The sequence below is a fragment of the Kribbella sp. NPDC000426 genome, from assembly GCF_040300265.1.
Lineage (GTDB): Bacteria > Actinomycetota > Actinomycetes > Propionibacteriales > Kribbellaceae > Kribbella.
The window spans coordinates 827870-854098 of sequence record NZ_JBEPDK010000005.1; the positions used below are offsets into that span (position 1 = coordinate 827870).

The window sequence follows — 26229 nt, forward strand, 5'->3', positions numbered from 1 at the left end:
TCGGGCCGGTGGGCAGGGCGGTCCGAATTACACGGGTGGATCGTGCGCGAGGGGTTCACAGGCGCTTTGTTACGCGCCAGTATGGGTACCCGGTGACGGCACGTACACGGTCTCGTCCGACGCGTAACCCACGCAACGGGGCGGACGTTAGACCTATTACGACGACAACCGACGAAGAATTACAGACTGTCCGCGGCGTGGGGCCGGGCTGGTCGATGAATCACGGAGGGGAATCATCGATGGCGAAGGGCAAGCGCCGCGCCACGGGTAGCGGCTGGCGTCAGGTGGCGCCGCTGATCCCGGTGGCGTTGTTCGCGAGCGCATTCACCGTCAGTGCCACGGACGATCCGGCGGTCGCCACGGCGTCGCTGGAGCAGGGTCTGTCCGGTGGCAACTCGGTCGTCGTTCCGAAGCAGCCGATCTCCCAGCCGGCCAGCGTGCCGCAGCCGGGTGTGGTCGGTCCGGGCGTCGATCCTGGCGAGCAGCCGACCCAGGTGGTCTCCGGACTGTCGAAGAACGGCATCCCGAACGCAGCCCTGAAGGCGTACTCCCGGGCCCAGCAGGTGCTGGCCCAGGCCGACCCGTCGTGTCACCTGCCGTGGACGCTGGTGGCCGCGATCGGCCGGGTCGAGTCCAACCACGGCCGCTTCGGCGGCAACGCGCTGAACTCGCAGGGCGTCGCGGTTCCCGGCATCTTCGGCCCGCGGCTGGACGGCTCGTCCGGCATGGCCCGGATCTCCGACACCGACGCGGGTGCGTTCGACGGTGACGGAGCGTTCGACCGCGCGGTCGGTCCGATGCAGTTCATCCCGGGCACCTGGCGAGCCATGGGAGTCGACGGCGACGGCGACGGCGTGCGGAACCCGCAGGACATCGACGACGCGGCCATGTCGACCGCGGTGTACCTGTGCTCCGGCAAGACCGACCTGTCCAACGCCTCCGACCTGAACGCGGCCGTCCTGCGCTACAACCACTCGCAAGCCTACGTCGACCTCGTGGTCAGCATCGCCAAGGCGTACGCCGGCGGCAGCTGGATCGCGGTCGGCAACGGGACGTCGGGTGACGACGTCGACGACGCGGGCCAGCAGATCGGCGGCGGCGACATCAACGCGCCGTCGGACAAGAACCTGCCGAAGACGATCGACCTCCCGACCCCGCCGCCCACGGTGGTCACGACGCCGACCGACGAGCGCGACGACACGCGGCCGACGGTGGTTCCGACCGACCGCCCGACGTCGAAGCCCACGCCCGGCAAGCCGACGTCGAAGCCGACGCCCGGTAAGCCGACCCCGACCAAGCCGACCTCGAAGCCGACCACCCCGACCACGACGACGCCCGGGGTCGCGACCCTGACGACGGCGGTAGGCCTGATCGTCGGCACGGTCGGCTCCACGGTGGGCGAGCTGCAGACGGCCACGACGTACTGCCAGTCCGAGATGGCGAAGGTGACGATCACCAAGCCGACCCAGGACCAGCTGCAGAAGTGCGTGACCGCCTACCAGACCGGTGGGGCGAAGGCGGTCGACCAGGTCATCCGCAACCTGCTGTCCCTGCTCGGACTGCTGGGCGTCCTGGGCGGAGGCATCCTCGGGAGCTGATCCCCACAGACCGGCGCGCCTGCCCCCACCCCTCCCTAGGCGCGCCCCTGGCGACGCCACGGAGCACATCCCCCCGGCTTCGTGGCGTCGCTCCTTTTTAACGATCAGACGCAGCTAACGATCAGAACTACCAGGCTCGGTCGATGGTCTGACTGATGCTGTTGCCGATGAGATCGGTGGCAGTCACCCGGATGCTCGGGTTCGAACCGGTCGGGACCTGGGCCCGGACCGTGCCGATCCCGCGCAGCGACAGCTTCTGCCAGGTCTTGCCGTCGAAGGAGATCTCAGCCGTCGTACGGAAGATCCCGAGACCACGCACGCCGGGCTGATACTTCGGCGTGAGCTCGAGCCACCCGTTCGTGTGCTTGTAGTCGACCTGCACCAGCGGCAGCACCGCCCGGCTCTTCGTCGGCACCGACAGGAAGTGCCACGTCGTGTGCGTCGACGTCGAGGTGGTCGCCCAACTGTTAGCGCCGCGCTTCTGGTCCAGCGTCAGGTCGTACCACGCGGCCCGCGCCGGCACCGCCCACTGCGCCACCGACCAGTCCGCGCTCCCGAGCTCAACGCCGTTGCTGCTGAGCTTCATGCTCGTCACATCGCCGCGATCACCCCAGCCGAACACGCTCCGATCGCCGCTCACGTACTGCGGAATCGCGATCCGCAGCGCGTTCTCGAACCGCGCCGGCGGCCAGCCCTGGGCCACATCGCCGGCCGAGTCCGACAGGCCCGGTACGGCGGGACGCATCAGCGACTCCCACCAGCCGCGTGTGACCTGCTCGCCCGGACGGTACGAACGCGGGATCGTGGACTCGTACCCGCTCTCGTTCCACTCCCCTGCCGACGTCGTCTCGTCCCACGTCACGCCCTTGAGGTCGGTGACGAGGTAGTCGGTCCGGCTCACCGGCCCGGTCACGGCCCGCGTCGACGTCAGCCCGGTGCTGATTCCGGGCAGGTGCGCGATCCGCTGGTCGGTGTGCAGGAACCACGCGTCGTTCCGCTGGAAGTTCGTGGTCACCACGGCCGGATGCATCTTCGCGACGTCGTACGTCAGCGGTCCCTTCACGGTCGACGGACCGATCGCGACGTCGTACCGGTAGGTGCTGTCGAGGACGCCGTTCAGCTTCGGCGAGACCGGTCCCTTCGCGAGGGCGGCGAGCAACTGCTTGCCCTGTTCGGAGCGCAGCAGATAGACCGGGATGCCTTCATCGGTCCCGGTCGACCAGTAGCCGGGCGCCTCGTTGTAGACGAACACGACCTTGGCGCCGGCCGCCTTCGCCGCCTGCACCTGCGCGACGATGTCGTCGGGCGACAGCCAGCGGATCAGCGCGATCTTGCCCTTGGCGCCGGCCAGCTCGGCCGGCGTACCGTCGCCGCCGTTGGAGAGCGGGAGGTTCTCGTTGCCGACGTACACGCTCCGGTCGGAACCCTGGCCGGGCGTCGGCAGCCGGCCGGCACCCGGCACGTCGACGGTCAACTGCGGCTGGGCGAGGTCCCAGCGCTGCACGACCTGGAAGGTACCGTTGGCAACCTTTCCGAAGTCCTGCACGTAGATGCCGTTGGCAACCTTGCCGTCGAATCCCCAGCCGGACACCGCGTCGCGGTCGCCGACCTTGCGGTGCCAGGCGATGCCGATGCTGTGCGCGTCGGCCGGCCGCGGGGTCTTGATCGTCACCTTGTGCGCGGTCCGGGCGTCGAACGTGAACGTGCGGTCGCTGCCGATCCACTCGTCCGGGTCGCCGAGCAGCGTGATCGAGTTGGCCCAGTTCGCCTCGTCGCCGCCGACGGCGTACGCCATCACGCTGTAGCGCCCGGTCGGTACGTCGAGGGTGCGGCTGCCGTTCTCGTCGAACGCGATCGCGTTGACGTCACCGGTGTCCTGGTTCCACAACTGCACGCCGCTCGCACCGGCCTCGGTGGTCGCCGGCTTGCCGTCGCGGCCGATCGCCTTCACCGTCACCTGGTTCAGCCGGCCGCCGGCGGCGAAGCCGAGCCCGGTGCGGACCGTCTGACCTCCGCCCGCCATACCAGACCGTATGGTACGGGCGGTCAGTGCGCCGGCGTAGTTCGCGGGCTTGGTCTTCGCCAGGTCGAGCGTGACGATCGCGGACGCTGTACCACCGGCGGGGACGGTCAGCCGGGCCGGGCTCACCGTCAGCCCGGCCGCCACCCCCGCCGGAGACTGTGCGCCGACCGACAGCGTGAGCGTCACCGGCCGGGTCGAGTTGTTGCGGTAGGCAACCTTGCGGGTGACCGGCGCGGGAGCGGTCGGGCCGGTCCAGGAGAGGTCGCCGAACAAGAGGTTGGCGGTGTTCGGGAGGACCTTCGGGTCGAGGGCGTTCGGGATGTCGATCCGGCCGAGACCCTGCTGGTCGGTGCGGGCGCCGGCGGACGGTACTGCGGTCGACGCCAGCGCGGCCTTCAGCTCCGGGCCGGTCCAGTCGGGGTGACGCTGGGCCAGGATCGCGGCGGCACCGGCCACGTGCGGCGTCGCCATCGACGTACCGCTCATCGCCGTGTAGTACTGGCCGAGGATGTGGCCCTGCGCGGTGCCGGCGGCACGGGCCGCGACGATCTCCACGCCGGGCGCGGTCACCTCGGGCTTCAGCGCGCCGTCGCCGAGTCGGGGGCCGCGGCTGGAGAAGGTCGCGAGGCTGTCATCGCGGTCGACCGCGCCGACGGTCAGGGCCTCGGAAGCCGCGCCCGGAGAGCCGACGGATTCCTCGGCGCCGGAGTTGCCGGCCGCGATGACGAACAAGGTCCCGCTGGATTTCGACAACCGGTCGACGGCCTCGCTCATCGGATCGGTGCCGTCCGACGGGAGACCGCCGAGGCTCATGCTGACGACCTTCGCGCCCTGCTGGACCGCCCACTCCATACCGGCGATCGCCTCGGAGTCGTAGCCGCCGCCGCTGTTGTCGAGCACCTTGCCGATCAGCAGCTCCGCGCCCGGCGCGACACCCTTGCGCTTGCCGTCGGACGCAGTACCCAGGCCGGCGACGATCGACGCGGTGTGGGTGCCGTGGCCGTGCCCGTCCTGGACCGCCTCGTCCGGGACGAAGCTCTCCGACGCGACGACCTGCTTGGCAAGGTCGGGGTGCCCGGCGTCGTACCCGGTGTCGAGGACGGCGACCTTGACGCCGTGCCCGTCGTACCCCTGCTTCCAGGCGGTCGGGGCGCCGATCTGCTGGTCCGACTGATCGTCCGTCGCGTGGGTGCGGCCGTCGAGCCAGATCTTGGTGACCTGGCCGGTCTTGAAGGTGGTCGGACCGCTGATGCCGTCCCAGAACGCCTTGGCGTCGGACTTCTTGACGGTGACCGCGGAGCTTCCGACGCTGGCGAGCGTACGGCGGAGGGTCGCGGCCGCGGGAGTGGTAGGCGCGCTGCGCAGAGATGCCGGCGCGGTGAGGAGGAGGGGCAGCCGATCGCTGCTCGCGTCGTCGTACCCCTGCGCAGCGAGTTCGGTGAGGTTGAACAGGCGCTTGTCCAGACGGCCCGCGGAGAGCAGCGGGTAGGCCTCGGACGGGATCAGGCTGAGCTCACCGTCGAACGTGCCGAAGTAGTACGGCTCGTCGTCGGTCAGCCGGGCCGACACCTGCCCGTTGGCGCTCGTGGTCAGCTCGGCGACGTCGCCGGTGACGAGCGTGATCCGCTGGACCGACGCACCCGGCGTCGGGTTGACGGCGCCGGCGGGCCGGGCGGCATCGGCGGCGTGCGCCGGGGTGGTCGTCAGCAGCAGGGAACTGACGACCACCGCGGCGAGCAGGCCGGACGCGGACCGGGACGATCGGGCAAACACAGGCGGGACACCTCCCGATGCCCCGACCCACGCGAGGCCATCATCGGGAGCCAATCAGTTGCCCTCAGCCCCGGTCCACCACTCCCGCTGCCCAACACCCGCCATGACCGATTCCAGCCACCTTGAGCACGCACCAACCACAACGCCGGCCGGCAGGTGGTTGGCGGGTGCTCAAAGTCAGGCGAAGCGCTTCGCGATGTTCTCGACGCGCTCCAGCAGATCCAGGTCGTAGGCGACGCCGGGGATGTAGAAGATCACGTAGTCGGCGCCGGCCTCGAGTGCCGCCTCCACCTTGTCCGCGATCTCGTCCTCGGTGGCGATGGTGTTGTCCCGGTCGAACTTCTCCCGGTCCATCGGGCCGAGCGCCTTCGCGGTCGCCTTCTGCGGGTCGTCACCCTTGTCGATCGGGAACACGTTCAGCCCGGTCGACTTGATGATCTCGTCGTAGTCGCGACCGATCTTGCGGCAGTGCTCCCGGAGGATGTCGCACTTCTCCTTGATCACCTCGGGGTTGCCCCCGCCGATGTTCGCGGCGTCGCCGTACTGCGCGACCAGCTTCAGCGTGACCTTCGGGCCGCCGCCGCCGATCCAGAAGCTCGGGTGCGGCTTGCGGACGCCCTTCGGCTCGTTGATCGGCTCGTTGATCGAGTAGTACTTGCCGTCGAAGACCGGCTTGTCCTCGGTCCACATCTTGTAGATGATCTCGGTCGCCTCGCGGAACGCCGCCATCCGCTGCGGGATGTCGGTCCACTCGTAGCCGTACGCCTTCCACTCGTGCTCGTACCAGCCGGCGCCGATCCCGGCGTACAGACGGCCGTGGCTGGCGACGTCGACGGTGGACGCGATCTTCGCGTACAGCGACGGGTTGCGGTAGCCGTTGCAGCCGACCATCTGGCCGATGTTCACGCGCTTGGTGTCGCGGGCCAGCGCCGCGGTCGCGCTCCAGCACTCGAAGGTGGTGTTGTCACTCGGCTCAGGCACCGTGTGGAAGTGGTCGAAGAGCCAGATCGAGTCCCAGGACTGCTCGTCGGCGCGCTTGGCGACGTCGGTCATCGCCTCCCACTGCTCGATCGGATCCGCGATCTGGGCCAGATCCATCTTCCAGCCTTGCGGGACGAAAACCCCGAAACGTGTAGTCATGCCGCCATCCTTTCCACGGATGGCGGCATCGGTCCATGAATCTGAGTACTGAATTTGCACTCAATCGGACCACTGCAGCTTCTTAATTCATCTGGCGCTCAGAACTCCCGCTCCCACACCGGGTCCGGCACGGTGAACCGCCCGGGCGGCCAGGATCGCGTTCAGGGCGATCGGAGCGATCCGTCCGCCGAACTCCTGCCGGGTGAGTGCCGCGACTCCGGCGGCGCTCGGCGCGGACGCCGACGTACCGAAGAAGAGGCAGGCGCCGTTGGTCGTGGTCGGGCAGGTACCGGAGCCGAAGCCGCCGGCGCCGCTCACCGAGACGCCGTCGGACGCGAGCCAGTACGGCGCCGGGAAGCTCACCGAACCGGGACCGGACACGCCCTTGCACGGACCGGGCTTACCGCCCGGGCAGCGGGTGGTGGTGATCAGCTGCGTCGGACCGGCCGCGCTATACGACTCCAGCGGTGTGGTCTTCGGGTCCACCGAGACGCTCGCGTTGACGGCGCCGGCGCTGGTGGCGAAGCCGATGTAGTTCGAGTCCGGGTTCATCGAACCGGCCCGCTCCGGCGGGTCGATCGTCTGGACACCGGCGGACAGCGCCCGCCAGCGCAGGTCGAGGATCGGCGCCTTCTTCGCGGTCGAGGTGCCTTGCACGTCGACGACGAGCTTGACGGCCTGCGCCGCGCCGGTCGTGTTGTCGTACTCGAACTGCTCGATCGTGTCGCCGACGCCGTTGGCCTGGACGCCGGTGCTGGACGCGAGGCACTTCGTACCGGTCGAGTCCATCAGGTACAGGTTGAGGTCGGTGAACCCGCCCTGGCCCGCGGTCGGGAAGACAGCCCGCGGCTCGCTCCACTGCAGGGTCGGCAAGATCGACGCCCCCGGCAGCAGGTTCAGGTCGTACGACGTGTCGTCGCCGCGCAGCTTCACCACGTTGTCCGGATCGAGCGGGCAACCGGTGTACGGACCGGTGGCTCCGTCCGCGCCCTTGCCGGTGCCGACCGCGGCGACCCGCGGAGCGTGCCGGCCGCCGAGGTTGCCGGCCGACGAGCTGATCCAGATGCCGTGCCTGGCCAGGCTCTCCGCGGTCGCGGCGCCGATGCCCTGCTGGAACGCCGGCTCGTCGTCGAGCGCGATGTCCTCGGCGATCATCGTGACGCCGGCGTTGGCGAGGGTGTGGAAGGCCTCGACGTACTGCGCGGTGGTGTCCTGCGTGCTCGCGTACGCCAGCTTCGCTCCCGGCGCCATGTCATGGATGATCTCGAGCATCGCGGTGCCCTCGTCGTCGACGTACGACGCCGCCTGCTGCAGGACCTGGACATCCGGGGGCAGCTCGCCCTGGGCTATCGCCGCGGCGATGTTGTCGACGTCGCCGGAGATCGCGCCGACCTTCTGGCCCTTGCCGGTCAGACCGCGCGCCTGCGCCAGGTCGGCCTTGTGCAGCTTCACGCTCTCGGCGGTCACCGGACCGACGTCGACCTGCGGCCGCAGCGAGGGCCGCAACGCGGTCACCCAGCCGAGCGCGGCGACCGCGTCGAGCTTGTCGTACGGCACCGAGGCGGATACGAGGCCGGTGGTCGGGAGATCGGCTCCGGGGACAGCCTTGAAGTCGGCGGAGTTCTTCTCGACCGTGACGCCGAGCGCGGTGAGCGCTGCCTCTTGTGCGGCGGTGACGGGCGCGGCGGCGTACACCTGGACGCCGAGGCGACCTGGACTCTCCACGCTCATCGCCCGCGGCTGCACGGCGGTCGTCCTGCTCTTCGCTGCCGCGGCGACCTTGTTGGCGGCGTCCCGCAGCATGCTCGGCACCTTCGCCGAGGCGGCCGGCTCCGCAGATGAGGCCGCCGAGGCGGGTGACACCACCGCAACCACAGCCATCGGAACGATCAGCGCCAAGCTGCTCAGCACATAACGAAGCTTCATGGAGTCCCTCCCCCTCGTCGCCGCGACCACAGTCACCCACCCGACAACCAACTGTCCAGACTTCGCGTCCTACCCGAACCGACTCAAGGGAGAACTCTCATCGACAAGTTCGACCAGCTCTTCGCCGACGCCGCTCCACAGATTGCGCAGGGCACCCATCAGCGGGACGAGCTGCCCCGGGACGGCGGTCGCTGGCCCCTCAGCGTCGTACTGCGGCCTCCGCGGGACTGCGCGCTGGCCCACGCGTTGGACGCCCTGACCGCGGAGGCAGCCGCCCTTGCCGGTCCAGACCACTGGCAGACCGGACAGCTCGACTCCGCCCACCTGACCGTCCGCGCCCTCGAACCACGACGCGATGTGATCCCTCCGGGCGACCCCACGCTGGCCCGCTACGACTCCGCCCTCGACCGCGCCACGAAGGCCAGCGCCTGGCCACTCCGCTTCCGCGTCACCGGCCTCACGCTCACCCAGGGCCCGCCGCCACCTGACCGTCGGCACGACCGCCATCTCCGCCGCGGAACTCGTGCGCGCCGACTACCACGCCGGCCTGCGGCCGTATATGCGCCTGACGCCTGTGAGAGCGCTCTAGTTCCGGAACCGGCGAGGTATTGACCCGTGCGACGGGAGGGCTGAGAGTCGGCCCCGACGCGGGTGTGAGGCCCGCGCTGAGGTGGGGAGTCGCCCATGCGTGGTTTTCGGCGGATTGCACTGGTCGCAGCGGCTGCTCTGGTGGCCGGGCTGTTGCCGTTGGATGCGGTGGCTGATGATCCGACGCCGATCACGCTGGCGGCGTTCGAAGGCGGCGAGCCGTTCGCCTACCCGCCGAACGCGGGCATCTTCACCTGGGGCAGCGACGCCGACGACCCGCCCACGATGGAGCTGCAGACCCGAGCCGACGCGCCTGCCGGCGAGAAGGTCCTGCACGGCACCTACAACATCAGCGGGTACGGCGGCTTCAGCCACGACATCACGTACGACGTGAACCCCGCCGACTGGTCGGCGTACAAGGGGATCCGGTTCTGGTGGTACGGGCAGAACACCGCCCCGCTGCCGCCCGGCTCAGGGAAGCGGATCTTCTTCGAGATCAAGGACGGCGGCGCGAACGCGGAGGCCTCCGAGCTGTGGAACACCAGCTTCACCGACGACTGGCAGGGCTGGCACCAGGTCGAGATCCCGTTCAGCCAGCTCGTGTACCGCGGTGACTACCAGCCCGTCGGCGGCATCGACCAGATCCTCAACCTGACCCACATGTGGGGCTACGCGTTCACGATGCCGGTCGGCTCGCCCGGCGAGTTCGCGATCGACCAGATCGAGGTCTACGGCAAGGCCGACCCGGCGCTGAAGGCCAGTGTCACCACCGACGCCGGCGTGTACCCGGTCAAGGAAGGCGGCACCGCGCAGGTGAAGGTGTCCGTCACCACCACCGGCGGCACGCCGCTCGAAGAGCCGGTCACCGTCGACTACAAGACCGGCACGGGCAGCGCCGGCGCCACCGACTACACGCCCGTCGCAGGCACGCTCACCTTCCCGGCCGGTACGGCGTCCGGCACCAGCCAGACTGTGGCGGTCACGACGAAGAAGGACCACACCGCCGAGGCCGCCGAGACCATCCCGCTCGAGCTCACCGTCACCGGCGCGAAGGCGCCCGCGAACCCGGTCGTGGTGATCAACGCGCACGACCTGCCGTACCTGAACGCGAAGCTGCCGATCACGAAGCGCGTCGACGACCTCCTCGCCCGGATGACGACAGCCGAGAAGGTCGGCCAGATGACCCAGGCAGAGCGCAACGCGTTGCGGTCCCGCAGCGACATCGCGTCGTACGCGCTCGGCTCGCTGTTGTCCGGCGGCGGCTCGGTCCCGACACCGAACACCCCGGCCGCCTGGGCCGCGATGATCGACAACTTCCAGCTGAATGCGCAGGCGACCCGGCTGCAGATCCCGTTGATCTACGGGGTCGACGCCGTGCACGGGCACAACAACGTGGTCGGGGCAACGATCCTGCCGCACAACATCGCGATCGGCGCGACCCGCGATCCGGCCATCGCGCAGCGGGCCGGTGAGGTGACCGCGACCGAGGTCCGCGCGACCGGCATCCCGTGGGACTTCGCGCCGTGTGTGTGCGTGGTCCGCGACGACCGGTGGGGTCGCGCGTACGAAGGATTCGGCGAGGATCCCGCGCTGGTGCAGTCGATGGCGACCGTCGTCACCGGCCTGCAGGGCAAGGCCGACGGCAGCCAGCTCAAGCAGAACAACCACGTGCTCGCGACGGCCAAGCACTTCGTCGGCGACGGCGGTACGACGTACGGCAGCTCGACGACCGGCTCGTACAAGATCGACCAGGGCATCACGCAGGTCACCCGGCAGCAGCTGGAGACGTTGCATCTGGCACCGTTCAAGACAGCCGTCGACCTCGGTGTCGGCACGGTGATGCCGTCGTACTCGAGCATGTCGATCGACGGTGCGCCGCCGGTGAAGATGCACGGCGACGGTGAGCTGATCAACGGCGTACTCAAGCAGCGGATGGGCTTCGACGGGTTCGTGATCAGCGACTGGCAGGCGATCGACCAACTGCCGGGCGACTACGCGAGCGACATCCGTACGTCGATCAACGCCGGCCTGGACATGATCATGGTGCCGACGAACTACCAGGGCTTCACCCAGGGACTGACCGACGAGATCGCGGCCGGCCGGATCCCGATGACACGGATCGACGACGCCGTCCGGCGGATCCTGACCGAGAAGTTCAAGCTCGGCCTGTTCGAGCACCCGTACGCCGACACGTCGAACATCTCCTCGATCGGATCGGCCGCGCACCGGGCGGTCGGACGCGAGGCTGCGGCGAAGTCCCAGGTATTGCTGAAGAACGACGGCAATCTGTTGCCTCTTGCTCCGACCTCGAAGGTTTATGTTGCCGGTAGCAACGCCAACGACCTGGGCAACCAGATGGGCGGCTGGAGCATCACCTGGCAGGGCGGTTCCGGTGCGACGACCACCGGTACGACGATCCTCGACGGGATCAAGCAGGTGGTGCCGACGGCAACGTTCAGCGCGGACGCCTCCGCTCCGCTCGAGGGCCACGACGTCGGTGTGGTCGTGGTCGGCGAACGCCCGTACGCCGAGGGGATCGGTGACGTCGGCAACGGTCACGACCTGCAGCTCACCGCCGCGGACAAGGCCGCCGTCGACAAGGTGTGCGGTGCGATGAAGTGCGTCGTGCTGATCGTGTCCGGGCGCCCGCAGGTGATCGCGGACCAGCTCGGCAAGATCAACGCCGTGGTCGCGTCATGGCTGCCCGGGACCGAGGGCGCGGGTGTTGCCGACGTACTGTTCGGGAAGGTCCCGTTCAGCGGTCGCCTGCCGGTCAGCTGGCCGCACGCCGAGGACCAGGAGCCGTTGAACGTCGGCGACGCGTCGTACAACCCGCAGTACCCGTTCGGCTGGGGGCTGACGTCGCAAGCCGCTGCCCGGCAGGCGTTGACCGATGCCCGCAACAGCCTGCTGCGCAAGCACGATGCCTACGCGGTGGCGGCCGGGGTCGCGGCGAGCATCGCGCTCGGCGTGAAAGACTGGTCGGGGCCGCAGGCAACTATCGCACTGGCCGCGGCCGCCCAGTCCGCCAAGCTCCTCGAGCGCACCAAGGCCGACACCTTCGCCGAGGACGACGCCGTCGTCGGCGTCGCCCGCTGGATCGCCCAGAACCACGTCGGCCAGAACCTCGACGAGTCCGCGTCCAAGCTCATCTCGGACGCGGACCACCTGCTGCTCAGCGGAAGCCCGAGTGCCGCGGTCAGCAAGCTGACCGCGGCATCCAAGCTCTGATCGAGACTGGGGGTGGGCTCAGCTCACCCCCACCAGCTCACGATCGACTGGCGCCACGGCCTGCTTGTGCAGCCGGTTCGGCCACCACGCGCGACGGCCGAGCAGGACCATGATCGACGGCAGCATCACGATGCGGACCAGCGTGGCGTCGATGAGGACGGCCACCGCCAGGCCGACACCCATCTGCTTCATCTCCAGCATCGCGAGAGTGGCAAAGACGGCGAACACGGAGACCATCACCGCGGCCGCGCTCGTCACCACGCCGGCGGACTCGGTGATCCCCTTCCGGACGGCCTCGCTCGGGGTCAGCCCCGCCGCCACGCCTTCGCGGATCCGGTTCAGGACGAACACGTGATAGTCCATCGACAGCCCGACCAGGATGACGAACAGGAACAACGGGATCCAGGACACCACGAACCCACTGGACGTGAACCCGAGCAGGCCTTCCGCCCACGAATGCTGGAACACCAGCGACAGCACCCCGAAGCAAGCCGCGACCGAGGCAAGGTTCAGGACCGTCGTCACCACGGCGATCGCCACGCTCCGGAACGTCACGACCATCATCACCAACGTCAGCGCCAGCACGAAGGCGATCACCCAGGGCAGCTTGTCCCGCTGATTGTTGCCATAGTCAACCGACTCGGCCGAGTCCCCGCCGACGGCCCACCGGGTCGATCCCAAGGCGGCCGGCGCCAACTGCCCCCGCAACTGCCCGAGCGCCGTCTCGGCATTCGCACTGCCTTCCGGCAGCACCGAGACCAAGGTCAGCACGGCTGTGCCGTGCGCCTGCCGGATCGTCTGTCCCGGCGGTACGACGAACTTGCCGCTCTGCACAGCGGATTCCTGCAGTCCGGCCAGCTCCGCGACCGCATCTCCGCCCTGCGCGACGACGTTGTACGACAGACCTCCCTGCGACGGGAAGTTCTCCTGCAACGCCTTCAGCGTGCGCACCTCGGGAATGGTCTGCGGCAGCGTGTTCAGATCGGCCGACTCGGTCTTCATGCCCAGCGCGGGCACAGCGAGCGCCACCACGACGACTGCGGACAACGACAGCGCCGCACGCGGATGACGCAGTACGGGAGCGAGGATGCGGCGGCTGATGCCGGCCGGACCGATGCGCCGGTTGAGCCGCCACAGCAGCGGGACGCGCGGCCGGTCGACCCGGTGCCCAAGCTTCGCGAGCAGCGCCGGCAGGACAGTCAGCGAACCCAGGACCGCGACCGCGACGACGACGATCGTTGCCGTTGCCATCGAGGCGAAGGTGGCGTCCTGGGCGACGTACAGGCCGGCCATCGACACGATCACGGCCAGGCCGGAGACGACGACCGAGTGCCCGGACGTCGCCGCGGCGATCTCGACGGCGTCGAGCGTGCTGCGACCCTTCTGGCGTTCCTCGCGTTCGCGTTTGAGATAGAAGAGCGAGTAGTCGACGCCGACCGCCATACCGATCAGCAGTACGACGTTCGCGACCGAGCCGCCGTCCGGGAAGAGGTACGACAACGGCGCGTAGAACCCCAGGGCGGCGCCGACGGCCGAGAAGGCCAGCAGGACCGGGATCCCGGCCGCGATCAGGGCGCCGAAGGCGAGCAGCATCAAACCGAAGGTGATCGGGAGGCTGAGCTTCTCGGCCTTCGCCAGGTCGGAGCCCACCTGCTTCCAGACTCCTGCGTTCACCGACGCGTTCCCGGCCTGGGCGATGGTCAGCGCCGGGTTCGCCTGCTGGACCTCGGCGGTCGCGGCGACGACCTTGTCGATCGAGTCGGCCGCGTCGTCCGCCGTACCTTTGAGCTCCATCGGGAGGAGCACAGCTCTGCCGTTCTCGGACCAGACCGGCTTGCCGACGGCCTGGATCGAGGGCAGCGCCGTCAGCTTCTGCTGGAGCTGGCCGATGGCCGTGGTTGCGGCGGCCTTGTCCAGCGGGCCGTCGGGATCGGTGATCAGGACTGTTTCGGCGGGGCGCTCGCCCAGGCCTGCTTTCTCGATCAGCTCCGCGGCCTGGCCGGACTGACCGACCCAGTTGTCCTTGGCCTGCGTGTGTTGCTTCGGGATGGCCACCGACATCCCGACCGCGACGACGACGAGCAACAGCCAAAGGCCGATCGCCCGCCATGGATGGACAGCACTCCAGCGCGCGACGCGCACAGTCACTGATCCCCTGCTCATTGTCCCCACCTCTCCGGCGGCCGGGCCCGCTGCCCGGTCAACAAGAGCCTGGCCGGGTCGGCTGCGGATCTCAGGAGTCCTGGATCCCCGGCCGAGGTGGAGGTAGGTCTACCCGGCCACCGGTTCGGCTGTCCTGGCGCGGAGGCGGCGGAGCATGCGGGCGTCTTCGAAGCCGACTGTGCGGGCCGCCGTTTCGATGGTGGTGCCGTGGCCGATGAGATGTTCGGCGCGTTCGAGGCGGAGGAGTTGCTGGTAGCGGAGCGGGGTGAGGCCGGTGGCGGTGGTGAATATGCGGGTCAGCGTGCGTTCGCTGACGCCCACCTGGCCGGCGAGGTCGGAGAGCAGGAGGCGGTCGGCGTACCGGGTGTCGATGACGTCCTGGACGCGGTGGGCCAGATCGCTGAGATGACCGCGGTGGCGGAGCATGGCCGACTCCTGCAGCTCATCGCCGTTGCGACGGGCATAGACGACCATCTCGCGAGCGACCCGGGCCGCAGCCTCCGCGCCGTGGGCGACCGCGACCAGGTGGAGTGTGAGGTCGATACCGCTGGCGATGCCGGCCGAGGTGATGACGCGGTCGTCCTCGACGTACAACACATCACGGACGATGGCCGCCCGCGGGTAGCGGGCGGCCAATTCGTCCGTCAGATCGTGGTGGGTCGTGAACCGCCGGCCGTCGAGCAGACCGCTGGCGCCGAGCGCGTCGGCACCCGAGCAGACACTCGCGACCGTACCGCCTGCCGCGTGGTGGTCGCGTAGCCGCTGACGGGTCCCCGGCCCGATCGGCGGGACCGGCGACAGCCGCGGCGATCGCCACCCGGGCACGACGATCAGGTCGTCCGGTCCGACGTCCGGCCAGTCCAGTTGTGCCCGTAACGGCACGCCCTGCGCGGTTGTGATCTCTTCGGACTCGGCGACGTAATGCACCTCGTAGGAGTACCCGAAGTCGTTCGCGGTCGTGAACACCTGGGCAGGCCCGGCGAGATCCAGCAGGTGCACCTTGGGCACCAGCACGAAGACCACCCGAGTGGGACGCATCCGGTCAGGATGTCACGGGTACGGCGGTGAGCTCGTCAAGTGTCCGGATCGTGGCGAACCGGCCGGCCAGCACGTACTCCGTACGCTCGGCCACCTGCTCCGCCGTCAGGGTCCGCGGATCCGCCAGGATCTCCTCGACCGAGGCCTCGTCGCGGATCGACCAGTGCGCCAGCGCCATCGTCGCGGTCGCCTCGGTCACGAATACCACCTCGTACCCGAGGTCGGAGCCGACCCGGGCGGTCGTCTCGCAGCACTGCTCCGTACGGATGCCGCTGACAACGATCTCGGCGATGCCGTGCTGGGTCAGCAACTGCTGCAGATTCGTTGTGGTGAAGGCATTGTGGGACGTCTTGGTGATCATCGGCTCATCGGGCAACGGTTCGAGGCCGTCGATCAGCCGGACATGTCCGTTGGCCGGGTCGAACGCGCCGCCGGTGCCGGGCTCGGTGTGCAGCACCCAGACGACGAGGTCGCCCTTGTCGCGGGCGGCGTGCACCAGACGGTTGACCCGGTCGGCGATGTCCGGGTGGTTCACCAGCTGCCAGTTCGGGCGGGTCCGGAAGGACTCCTGGACGTCGATCACGATCAGTGCGGTTCGGCTCATGGCCCCAGGATGACCCCCGGACGGCGTACCGGAGAAGGCTCGATCGAGGCCGGGACCGGACCGATCCGGTCATCCCGTCGAGCACCGTGAAGAGATCGGACGAATTCACACCGATCCGAACTGTTCCAAACACCGGTCTGGCGCGCCTATCGTGCCAAGGGTCTGCTTCTACAACGATTGAGGGGATTGCGATGCCCGATCACCTGCCCCGCCGCCAGGTCCTGCGGACCGCCGGCGCACTGGGCCTCGGTGCCGCCGCCGCGGGCGCACTCACCAGCACCGCGGACGCCACCACCCGCACCAGGGGGACGCCGGATAGGTTGGCCGCCATGGGCGAACATCACGGCAAGCTCGAGATCCGCAAGGACCCGTTCGGCACCACCCCGGACGGCCAGGGAGTGGACGTGTACACGTTCACCAACGGCCGGGTGACGATTTCGATGCTCACCTGGGGCGCGACCATCCAGAAGGTCGTCACGCCGGACCGGCGCGGGAGGAACGAGAACATCAGCCTCGGCTTCGACAACCTGCCGGACTACGCGGCGCTCAGCCCGTACTTCGGCGCGACCATCGGCCGCTACGGCAACCGGATCGCCAAGGGCCGGTTCACGCTCGACGGGACGACGTACCAGATCCCGATCAACAACGGCGAGAACGCCCTGCACGGCGGCACCATCGGCTTCGACAAGAGGGTGTGGAAGGCCGAGGTGGTCAAGTCCGACAAGTCCGTCGGCGTCGCGTTCACCTACGTCAGCCCCGACGGCGAGATGGGCTTCCCCGGTGAGCTCACCAGCACCGTCACCTACACGCTGGACCGGCGCGACAACCTGCGGATCGACTACCACGCGACCGTCGCGGGCAAGCCGACCATCGTCAACCTGACCAACCACGTGTACTTCAACCTGCTCGGCGAGGGCAACGGCACCATCTACGACCACGTGCTCGAGCTCAACGCCGCGAAGTACACCCCGGTCGACGTGAACCTGATCCCGACCGGCGAGATCGCACCGGTCGCCGGTACGCCGTTCGACTTCAACCGGCCGACCGCGATCGGCGCCCGCCTGCGCGGCGACCACCAGCAGCTGGTCTTCGGTCGCGGCTACGACCACAACTTCGTCATCGCCGGCCACGCGGACCACGACGGCATGCGCCTGGCGGGCCGCTTCACCGAGCCCGAGCACGGCCGGACGATCGAGGTCCACACCGACCAGCCCGGGGTCCAGTTCTACAGCGGCAACTTCCTCGACGGCACCTTCCTCGGCATCGGCAACAAGGCCTACCGCCAGGGCGACGCCTTCGCCTTCGAGACCCAGCACTTCCCCGACTCCCCCAACCACCCCAACTTCCCGTCGACGGTCCTCCGCCCCGGCGAGACCTACAAGAGCACCACCATCTACTCGTTCGGCACGAAGTAGCCGTACCGAAGAACGGGTAGTGGTCGGGCCGGAGTACCTCCGCCGAGCCTGCCGACAGCGTGGTGGTCCTGCGCAAACGGGACCACCACGCGTTCTTCGGTACACGACGCGCTGACCGGCAAGCAAGGGTCACCTAACTTGCCTAGGGTTGGCCTTATGGTGCTGCAGATCCCGTTCGAGGATGCCTTCAGGTTCGATCCGTCGCCGACGTTCGCCGAGCTTCGGGAGCGTGAGCCGGTGGCGCGGGTGCGGACGTTGGCGGGGGCCGAGGTATGGCTGGTCACGCGGTACGAGGACGTGAAGCTGGTGCTGGCGGATCCGCGGTTCTCGCGGGCCGCGGTGGTGAAGCAGGGGGCGCCGCGGGTCGCGCTGGCGAAGCCGATGCCGAACAGCCTGACCACGACCGACCCGCCGGAGCACACCCGGCTGCGAAGGTTGGTGGTGCCAACGTTCGCGCACCGGAAGATCGAGCGGACCCGGCCGTGGGTGGCGGAGTTGTCGGCGCAGCTGGCCGAGGACGTCGCCCGGGCCGGTGACGGCGCCGACATCCGGCAGCTCGTCGCGTTGCCGTTGCCGATCCAGGTGATCTGCCAGCTGCTCGGCGTACCGTATGCCGATCGCGCCCAGTTCCGCGAGTGGACCGAGCTCGGGTACAGCATGAAGATGGCCGAGAAGGACCTGGTCGAGGACGCGATGACCAACCTGACGGCGTACATCGAGGACCTGGTCACCAAGAAGCTGGCGAACACCGACCAGCCGGCCGAGGACCTGCTCGACGAGCTCGTCCGGGCGCGCGAAGAAGGCGACCGGCTCAGCCAGGAAGAGCTGATCGCGTTCGGCGTGAACCTGCTCGTCGCCGGGCACGAGACGTCGGCGAACCAGATCTCGAGCTGCGTCGCCACCTTGCTGCGCTGGCCGGAGAACTGGGCCCGGCTGGTCGAGGAGCCCGAGCTGGTCCCGACTGCGATCGAGGAGCTGCTGCGGTTCAATCGGTTCAGCGAGGTCGGTCAGCTGCGGGTGGCAGTCGAGGACATCGAGCTGCACGGCGTACAGATCAAGGCCGGCGAGGGCGTGATGGCCGCGCTCAACTCGGCCAACCGGGATCCGCGCGCGTACGAGGCCCCGGACGAGCTGCGGGTGGATCGGCAGGACAACAAGCACATGTCGTTCGGCTTCGGGCCGCACTTCTGCCTCGGCGCACAGCTGGCGCGGATCGAGCTGCAGGAGTCGCTGCTCGCGCTGGTCCGCCGGTTCCCGCGGATGAGCCTCGCGAAGCCGGCCGAAGAGCTCGAGTGGCGTCGCGTGCTGGTCAGCGGTCTCGCAGAACTGCCGGTGAACCTGGGAGGTCCACCGGCAGCTGGATGACTCAGTTCTGCGAGGCGAACACGACCCCGTGCTCGGTCTCGTACTGCTCGATGAAGCGGGCGGCCATCGGCTCGCTCGACGCGATCGCGTCGGCCAGCGTCTTCGCCGTCCGCTCGTGGCCGGCCGGCCAGTCGGACAGCAGGGCGTACGCGCGCATCCGCTTCTTCTCCAGCGCGGTCGGCTCCGGCTGGTCCTCCACGACCACCGGCTCCGGGTCGGGCAGCACCGGCTCCACCTTCGGGGTGGTGATCAGCGCCGGCGGCTGCGGGTCGGCCGGTCCCGCGAACGGCGACGGCGGCTTGGGCTTCTCGACAGTCGGCTCGGCCTTCGGCTGCGGCGCGAACGGCTTGAGCTTGCCCGAGGCACCGTTGATGTTGCCGTTGACCACATGCTGCGGTTCGGCGGCGTCCTCGACCACGACCGCCTCGGCGACCGACTCGTCGCCCTCCGGCGGCTGGTCGACGATCGCCATCAGCTCGCCGGTCCAGGCGTCCTCGTCGCCGCGCAGCGACACACCGGTGTTGTCCACCCGCCGCGGCTGCCCGCCCTCGAGCACCCAGACGGCGGCCGGCACGGCCGGACCATCTTCGGGCTCCGGCGGCGGAGAGATCGCCTTGGTCAGCTTGTTGGTGATGACCTCGTAGTTGATCCGCTCCTCGAGCATCCCGGCCAGCCGGTCCGGGTCGTACGTCGTCTCGGCGATCTTCGCCAGCCGCTCGTCCTGGTGCTCGGACCGGATGTACTCCGCGACGGTGCCGGCGATCGCCTCGCGACGACTCCGGTTGCGGATCTGGTGCTGGGCCGCGCGCAGGCTCTCGTACAGGCCGTAGCCGTGCTCGATCGCCAGCGAGCGCGCCAGCCAGGTGACCCGCGGCTCGCGGGCCCACTGCACGACGCCGTACACCGGGCCGGTCTCGCGCATCTGCCCGGCGCGGCGCAGTGCGTCGCGGCGGCGGGCCGAGCTGTGGATCAGCCAGAGCACGTAGGCGAACGCGGACAGGCCGCCGAAGCCGAAGGCGAGGAACCGCTCCTCCGGCCGCCAGTGGCCGACCACGTTGAACACGACCGCGACGAGCGCCGCGAAGAACGACATCGCGCGATAGGCGTAGGCCTGCTCACCCTTGCGCCGGCGCAGGTCGGCCAGGGCCGCGGTGGCGACGCCACCGAGCTCGAGCACCGCGACCGCGGGCGTGACGAGGATGATCTTGAGCAGCGGTGAGAAGCCGTCGCTCGGCCAGGGGATGTGGGTCACGCCGGCCCAGACCTGGCCGACCAGCGCCGCGGCAGCCGCGGTCGCGTAAAAGGCGTAGGCGACTTTGTCCGCACCGGTAAGGGGTACGTTGACCAGTTCGCCAGTACTGGTGCTGCTGGTGTTCTCCTGCAAGACGTGCACTCCTGACCGGTTTGGGCTCTCCGGCAGTTCGTCGGGTGGGTGGAACGGCGGCCCCCATATAGCGCGCTGCACGAGGCTACCGGTTTCCGGCCCCGGAAGGGGAGGCGAATCCGGAAACGTCTCGAACCTCCCCACGACAGCTGTCATTCAAACGACTCATATCCTCGCATCCATGGTCCCGTCCGTGCGCTCCCTCCCCGACCCCGCCGCCCTCGCCGCGCACCTGGCCGGACGCTACGGTCTCGATTTCACCGGCGCCGTCCTGCTCCGTTCGCTGGTGAACGACGTGTACGAGCTGACCGCCGGCGACGGCGCGCGGTACGTCCTCAAGCTCTACCGGTACGACGGTCGCCATCCCGACGAAATCCGTTGGGAGACAGGGCTTTCGGCACATCTGCAGTCGGCCGGCGTACTCGTTCCGGCGGTGGTCCCGCTGCTCGACGGAGACTCTGTCGGGCTGCTCGACACACCGGAAGGACCTCGTGCGTTCACCCTCTCGTCGTACCTCGAGGGGAGCAAGCCGGAGCGGCCGTTCACCGACGAGTTGTACGCCGCGTTCGGCGCGCAACTCGCCGCATTCCACAATGCCGCCGGCAACTACACCTCGCCGTACTTCCGCCGGCCGGCCGACGTCGTCCACCGGCTCGACGAACCGCTCGAGCAGATTCTCGCTGTGGACAACTCGGAGGAAAACCTGCTCCGCTCGCTCGCGGGTGCTGTACGGAACAACCTCACGCAGTACTCAAAGGCAGGAACCTGCCACGGCGACGTCACGCTGGACAATGTCTTGTTGACCAAGCAGGGACTTCTCCTCCTCGATTTCGACCTCGCCGCGGTCGGCCCGCCGGCCGCGGATTTCACCGGCGTCGCGACCACGCCGCACTGGGACGCGTTCAAGACCGGGTACGGCGGGATCAGCGCGGAGGACGAGGCCGCGATCCCGTACCTGCAGGTTGTCGGGAGCATCTTCAACCTGCGCTTCCACCTCGTCGACAAGCCGCAGTTCCGCGGCTCGGAGTCGCGGGCCGAGGGATGGGCGGCGGCGGAGCTCGACGGGCTGCGCGCGGCCGCCGCAGTACTGCTCTGAGTTCACAGGAAGGTGCCAGCAAACGTGGAGCCTGTCTGAGGGCGCGCCGCACATGCTGGGGGTATGAGGGTTGCGGCGCGGTCGTTGAGTGTGCGGGTCGCGGCGGCGATGGTGGTGCTGGTTGCGGTGATGAGTCTCGTGATCGGGGCGCTGACGACCGCCGCGATCAGCTCGTACCTGACCAAGCAGCTCGACGGGAAGGTCGACGCGGCGCAGGGTCGCGCGATCGGCGGGCTGAAGAACGGCGGACCGCCTCCCGATTCGCCGCGCGGGCAGGACGCCGGCACCGTCACCGCCTACGTCCAGGGGTCTGCGAAGGCCGGCCTCGTGATCACCGCCGAGGGCAAACTCACCCAGCTGTCGGACCAGGCGATGGGCGTGCTCAGCGAGGTGTCGGCCGGCGAGAACAGTACGGTCGATCTTCCCGCCCTGGGCGAGTACCGGGTGCACGCGTCCAGCGTCGACGGGGTCACCGTGATCACCGGGCTGCCGACGAAGGACATCCAGAACACCGTCAACAGCCTGATCGGCTGGGAGATGCTCTTCGGCGGCATCGGCGTACTGACCGCGGGTGCGGTCGGGGTCTTCGTCGTACGGCGTCAGCTGCGTCCACTGCGCCGGGTCGCGCAGACGGCGCGCGAGGTGGCGGGCCTGCCGCTCGACACCGGGGCGATCGGGGTGACCGCCCGCGTGCCCGACCAGCTGACCGACGAGCGCACCGAGGTCGGCCAGGTGGCGGTCGCGCTCAACACGCTGCTCGGTCATATGGAGAACGCGCTCGACGCCCGGCATCGCAGCGAGCAGCAGGTCCGGCAGTTCGTCGCCGATGCATCCCACGAGCTCCGTACGCCGCTGACCACGATCCACGGCTACGCACAGCTGAGCCTCCGCCAACGCGATCCCGAGCTCTACGGGCACGCCATGGGAAAGGTCATGGTCGAGACCACTCGCATGGCGTCGTTGGTCGAGGATCTGCTGCTGCTCGCCCGCCTGGACGCCGGCCGCCCGCTCGACCGCCGGCCGGTCGACCTGTCCCAGCTCGCCCGCGACTCGGTCACCGACGCCCAGATAGTTGCCCCCAGCCACCATTGGGAGCTGGAGCTGCCGCCCGAGCCGATCGTCGTCATCGGTGACGAGCAGCGCCTCCATCAGGTCGTCGCGAACCTGCTCACCAACGCCCGCCGCCATACCCCGCCCGGTACGACGGTCACCGTCGCGGCCAAGCTCGCCGACCGGTCCGCCGTACTCACCATCCACGACGACGGCCCCGGCATCCCCGCGGACCTGCTCCCGAACGTCTTCCAGCGTTTCACCCGAGCGGACACAGCCCGCACCAGCACCACGGGCGGCACCGGCCTCGGCCTCTCCCTGGCCCGCTCCATCACCGAGGCCCACCAAGGCACCCTGACCGTTACCTCGACCCCTGGAGACACGACCTTCGCCGTGACGCTGTCTGCCTGAGTCGCTATCGTGCGCTGATGAGCGGCACACGTGAGGCGTTGCTGATTGCCAACGGCAGCTACCGGAGCCCGCTCCTCAACCAGCTGAGGTCCCCGATCGCCGACGCCTCCGAACTCGCCGACGTACTCGCGGATCCCGAGATCGGCTGGTTCTCCGTCGAACGCGTCGTCGACGAGCCTGCGCACCGCAACTCGCAGGCGATCGAACGGTTCTTCCGGGACCGGCAGCCGGATGATCTGCTGCTGCTCCACCTGTCCTGCCACGGCGTGAAGGACGACGACGGCTCGCTGTACTTCGCGGGCGCCGACACGGATCTGGAACTGCTCGCGTCGACCGCCGTCCCGGCCGGTTTCCTGCACAAGCAGCTGGACCGGTGCCGGGCGCGGTCGATCGTCGTACTGCTCGACTGTTGTTACAGCGGTGCGTTCTTCCCGGGGATGAAGGGGCCGGTCACGATCGACGCAAGTGACCAGCTCGCCGGCACCGGGCGCGTCGTACTGACCGCCAGCAGCCGGACCGAGTACGCCTGGGAGAGCGCGCGAATGGTCGACCTCGAGGCTGCCGGTCCGTCCGTGTTCACCGAGGCGGTCGTGCACGGCCTGCGTACGGGTGAAGCCGACCGCGATCGTGACGGACAGATCGGCGTCGACGAGCTGTACCAGCACGTCTACGAGCGGCTTAACCGTGCCGGCGCCAAGCAGACGCCACGGCTGTGGTCCGAGCTCGAGTACCGCGTATTCGTTGCCCGGAGCCCGCGCGATGCTCGTCAGACGGTGGAGGTCCCCCAGCCGGCGCAGCCCGTGTGGCCGCAGCGGCGAGCCCGGCGCGGTCAGGACGCGCTCATCAGGCTGGACTTCGGGTTGCACGAGATGCTGAACGGCGTCCAGCGTGCGGTGGTCGTCGACACCGCCGTCATCTGCGACGGCTGCGGCGGCCTCGGGACGGCCGCCGATTCACGGGTCAGCCGGTGCGCAACGTGTTCGGGGTACGGCCTGCATGACGACAAGGACTGCGACGAGTGCGCCGGTTTCGGCACGGTGATCGAGGAACCCTGCTCGCAGTGCGAGGGCCGCGGCCGAGTGCGGGTACGACGGACTCTGACCGTCAAGGTCCCGCCGGGGGTATACGAAGGGACGCGGATCCAGCTCAGCTCCGAGGGCGAGGTCGGACCGGGCGGTGGACCACCGGGCGACCTGTACATCGAGGTCGCCGAACAGACCGACGAGACGTATCGGCGATCCGGCCTCGACCTGCGCCGTACGTCCCCGCTGACGATCTCTGCCGAGCTCGCGGCGGCCGGCGGACTGGTCGATCTGGAGACGCCTGACGGCCCGAAGCGGCTGCGGGTTCCGCGCAGCTCGGCGTCGGGGCAGGTACTCCGAATCGCCGGGCTGGGGTTTCCCGAACTCAAGAACCGCGACAACCGTGGAGCGTTGCTCGTCGAACTCGACGTACAGACCTGAGGCTGCCGTCGTCTACAGCTGAGCGGCCGGGCTGCCGACCCCGCGGAGGAGCGTGTCGACGAGTTGGGTTGCGAGGGCGTCGGTGTCGTCGGGGTCTTCGTCGCGGCGGTTCTGGCAGACCTCGTGGAGGAGTGCGTAGTAGACGCGACGGGCCCAGACCGGGTCGACGTCGGCCCGCAGTACGCCGGCCTTCTGCAAGCGCTCGAAGAGGCGGTCACATGATGCGACGACACCGGCCATGAGCTCGTCGCTCTCACTGCTGGCGGCCAGAGCTGTGTTCATCGAGAAGCCCCAGGACAGCTTGACCCGGAGCGCGTTCGCGGTCGCCTGGTAGAGGGCGACCATCGGCGGCGCGGTTTCGAGCCGGGCCTCGTCGACGGCGCTCGCGAGCTGCTGCGACGCCCAGGTCTTCATCGCCGTCACCAGCGCCACCCGGGTCGCGAACCGCCGGTGCACGGTCGTCCGCGCGACGCCGGCCGCGGCGGCGATCTCCTCCATCGAGGCGGACGGATTGCGGTTCAGAACCCGCTCGGCCGCCTCGAGGATCGTCCGCACGGTCCGCTCGGCGTCAGCACGCAGCGGGCGGACGGCGCTCTCGGTCATGAGAAAAGACTACCCGGAAGTCACGTCTCCTCGCCTACTTGCAACAATTGTGTAGCAAGTAGTACGTTTTCAAGGTCATCACCGATGCGACTAAGGATGGTCATGGATCTTCAGTTGAAGGACAAGAACGCGCTTGTCACCGGCGCCAGCCGCGGTATCGGGCTGGCTGTCGTCGAGCAGCTGGTCGCGGAGGGCGTGCGAGTCGTCGCTGTTGCCCGGACCAGTACGCCGGAGCTGCGCGACACCGGGGCCTTCGTCGTACCAGCAGATCTCGCCACCGCGGACGGGCCCGAGCAGGCCGTGGCCGCGGCGCTTGCGGAGGTGGGCGAGCTCGACCTGCTCGTGAACAACGTCGGCGGTGGCGACGGCGACCTGGCCGGCGGATTCCTGGCGATCGACGACGACGCGTGGCGGCAGCTGTTCGACGTGAACTACTTCGCCGCCGTCCGTACGACGCGGGCCGCGCTGCCGAGCCTGATCCGGCAGGCCGGCGCGATCGTGAACGTGTCGTCGAACGGGGCGCGGATCCCCTCGGCCGGGCCGGCGCCGTACACGACGGCGAAGGCTGCACTCACCGCATTGGGGAAGGCGCTGGCCGAGGAGTTCGGTCCGCAGGGCGTGCGCGTGAACACGGTCTCCCCCGGGCCGGTGCGGACAGCGCTGTGGCTGGACCCGGACAAGTACGGCGGTCAGCTGGCGCGGACGCTCGGCATCCCGCACGACGATCTGCTGGCCGCCCTGCCCCAGCAGACCGGCATGCTCACCGGCCGGATGATCGAGCCGGCCGAGGTCGCCGCGCTGGTCGTCCAGCTGTGCTCACCGGTGACCGCAAGCATCGTCGGCGCCGACTACCTGATCGACGCCGGCATCGTGAAGACCGCCTGAACACGGACCCCCAGGGATTCGGTCCTCAGCTCGCCGCGAGCGCCTTGGTTGCCTGTGCGGCGAGGCCGGCCGCGCGGGTGTCGTCGGAGAGGCCGTCGGCTACTAGAACGGCGTAGCGGAGGTGGAGGGTGTCGGCGGCGGGGAAGGGGAGTTCTTCGGAGAAGAACGGGGCGGGGCAGACGGCGGCGAAGTCCTCGGAGCGGACGAACCATTCCGGTGGGTGGCGGACGTTGTCGGTGGCGTCGGCGATGATGATCGTCGATGCCGTGTCGGTCTCGTCCTGGCGGGCGGTGAAGCCCATCCACGGTGCGCGCTGCCCGCGGAGTTCGTCGCGGCCTTTGCCTTGCGGGGCGAGGATCGTGCCGTTGGTGAAGGCACGCGGCCCGCGCCAGAACAACCCGCCGTACCCGGCGTTCGGCCGGCCGGCCGTGGTTCTCCTTCGTGTACGTCGGTCCGCCCCAGAAGTTGTCGTG

The 26229-nt window shown here is 69.2% G+C and carries 18 protein-coding genes; 8 read left to right on the forward strand and 10 right to left on the reverse strand.

The genetic code is table 11. The features are described from left to right. Positions 1–239 precede the first annotated feature (239 nt). Positions 240–1598 carry a lytic transglycosylase domain-containing protein gene (locus tag ABT313_RS28265; protein ID WP_350860068.1) on the forward strand — a complete coding sequence of 453 codons (1359 nt, stop codon included), beginning with the start codon at positions 240–242 and terminating at the stop codon, positions 1596–1598. 127 nt (positions 1599–1725) lie between these two features. On the opposite strand, the gene ABT313_RS28270 is transcribed toward ABT313_RS28265, so the two are convergent. From ABT313_RS28270 to ABT313_RS28285, 4 genes are all read right to left on the reverse strand, one after another. Continuing rightward, positions 1726–5394 (reverse strand): S8 family peptidase, encoded by a 3669-nt coding sequence (locus ABT313_RS28270; protein WP_350860069.1) that lies wholly within the window; start codon positions 5392–5394, stop codon positions 1726–1728. A gap of 177 nt (positions 5395–5571) precedes the next feature. Beyond that, positions 5572–6534, reverse strand: a complete 963-nt coding sequence (locus ABT313_RS28275) for an LLM class F420-dependent oxidoreductase (protein WP_350860071.1) — start codon at positions 6532–6534, stop codon at positions 5572–5574. A gap of 87 nt (positions 6535–6621) precedes the next feature. After that, on the reverse strand, positions 6622–8460 hold the full coding sequence (locus ABT313_RS28280) for a S8/S53 family peptidase (protein ID WP_350860073.1): 1839 nt from the start codon (positions 8458–8460) through the stop codon (positions 6622–6624). Positions 8461–8529: 69 nt separating this feature from the next. Beyond that, positions 8530–8958: a hypothetical protein gene (locus ABT313_RS28285; RefSeq protein ID WP_350860075.1), complete on the reverse strand. Its 429-nt coding sequence runs from the start codon at positions 8956–8958 to the stop codon at positions 8530–8532. A gap of 186 nt (positions 8959–9144) precedes the next feature. On the opposite strand from ABT313_RS28285, the gene ABT313_RS28290 reads away from it, so the two are divergent. Next, the gene (locus ABT313_RS28290) at positions 9145–12279 is read left to right on the forward strand and encodes a glycoside hydrolase family 3 N-terminal domain-containing protein (protein ID WP_350860077.1); all 3135 of its coding nucleotides are present in this window, start codon (positions 9145–9147) and stop codon (positions 12277–12279) included. 18 nt (positions 12280–12297) lie between these two features. Here the strand turns inward: ABT313_RS28290 and ABT313_RS28295 are convergent, their stop codons facing one another. From ABT313_RS28295 to ABT313_RS28305, 3 genes are all read right to left on the reverse strand, one after another. Beyond that, positions 12298–14442: an MMPL family transporter gene (locus ABT313_RS28295; RefSeq protein WP_350860079.1), complete on the reverse strand. Its 2145-nt coding sequence runs from the start codon at positions 14440–14442 to the stop codon at positions 12298–12300. Positions 14443–14550: 108 nt separating this feature from the next. After that, positions 14551–15480 carry a GlxA family transcriptional regulator gene (locus ABT313_RS28300; RefSeq protein WP_350860081.1) on the reverse strand — a complete coding sequence of 310 codons (930 nt, stop codon included), beginning with the start codon at positions 15478–15480 and terminating at the stop codon, positions 14551–14553. 4 nt (positions 15481–15484) lie between these two features. Then, positions 15485–16084 (reverse strand): isochorismatase family protein, encoded by a 600-nt coding sequence (locus ABT313_RS28305; RefSeq protein ID WP_350860083.1) that lies wholly within the window; start codon positions 16082–16084, stop codon positions 15485–15487. A gap of 191 nt (positions 16085–16275) precedes the next feature. Here ABT313_RS28305 and ABT313_RS28310 point away from each other — a divergent pair, with 191 nt between their 5' ends. Then, positions 16276–17499: an aldose epimerase family protein gene (locus tag ABT313_RS28310; RefSeq protein WP_350860085.1), complete on the forward strand. Its 1224-nt coding sequence runs from the start codon at positions 16276–16278 to the stop codon at positions 17497–17499. Between the two features lie 156 nt (positions 17500–17655). Beyond that, positions 17656–18864, forward strand: a complete 1209-nt coding sequence (locus ABT313_RS28315; RefSeq protein WP_350860087.1) for a cytochrome P450 — start codon at positions 17656–17658, stop codon at positions 18862–18864. 1 nt (position 18865) lies between these two features. Here the strand turns inward: ABT313_RS28315 and ABT313_RS28320 are convergent, their stop codons facing one another. Continuing rightward, positions 18866–20248, reverse strand: a complete 1383-nt coding sequence (locus tag ABT313_RS28320; protein WP_350860089.1) for a hypothetical protein — start codon at positions 20246–20248, stop codon at positions 18866–18868. 181 nt (positions 20249–20429) lie between these two features. Here ABT313_RS28320 and ABT313_RS28325 point away from each other — a divergent pair, with 181 nt between their 5' ends. The 3 genes from ABT313_RS28325 to ABT313_RS28335 all read left to right on the forward strand — a co-directional run bounded on the left by ABT313_RS28325 (position 20430) and on the right by ABT313_RS28335 (position 24268). Then, entirely contained in the window at positions 20430–21344 is a 915-nt protein-coding gene (locus ABT313_RS28325) for a phosphotransferase enzyme family protein (protein ID WP_350860090.1), read from the forward strand. 63 nt (positions 21345–21407) lie between these two features. Then, on the forward strand, positions 21408–22805 hold the full coding sequence (locus ABT313_RS28330) for a sensor histidine kinase (protein WP_350860092.1): 1398 nt from the start codon (positions 21408–21410) through the stop codon (positions 22803–22805). A 17-nt stretch (positions 22806–22822) separates the two neighbouring features. Beyond that, positions 22823–24268 (forward strand): caspase, EACC1-associated type, encoded by a 1446-nt coding sequence (locus tag ABT313_RS28335; RefSeq protein ID WP_350860094.1) that lies wholly within the window; start codon positions 22823–22825, stop codon positions 24266–24268. Positions 24269–24280: 12 nt separating this feature from the next. Here the strand turns inward: ABT313_RS28335 and ABT313_RS28340 are convergent, their stop codons facing one another. Beyond that, the gene (locus ABT313_RS28340; protein ID WP_350860096.1) at positions 24281–24871 is read right to left on the reverse strand and encodes a TetR/AcrR family transcriptional regulator; all 591 of its coding nucleotides are present in this window, start codon (positions 24869–24871) and stop codon (positions 24281–24283) included. A 102-nt stretch (positions 24872–24973) separates the two neighbouring features. On the opposite strand from ABT313_RS28340, the gene ABT313_RS28345 reads away from it, so the two are divergent. Next, positions 24974–25756: an SDR family NAD(P)-dependent oxidoreductase gene (locus ABT313_RS28345; RefSeq protein ID WP_350860098.1), complete on the forward strand. Its 783-nt coding sequence runs from the start codon at positions 24974–24976 to the stop codon at positions 25754–25756. Between the two features lie 25 nt (positions 25757–25781). Here the strand turns inward: ABT313_RS28345 and ABT313_RS28350 are convergent, their stop codons facing one another. Further along, a complete protein-coding gene (locus tag ABT313_RS28350) occupies positions 25782–26153 on the reverse strand; it encodes a DUF6807 family protein (protein WP_350860099.1) in 372 nt (123 codons plus the stop codon). Between the last annotated feature and the right edge of the window lie 76 nt (positions 26154–26229).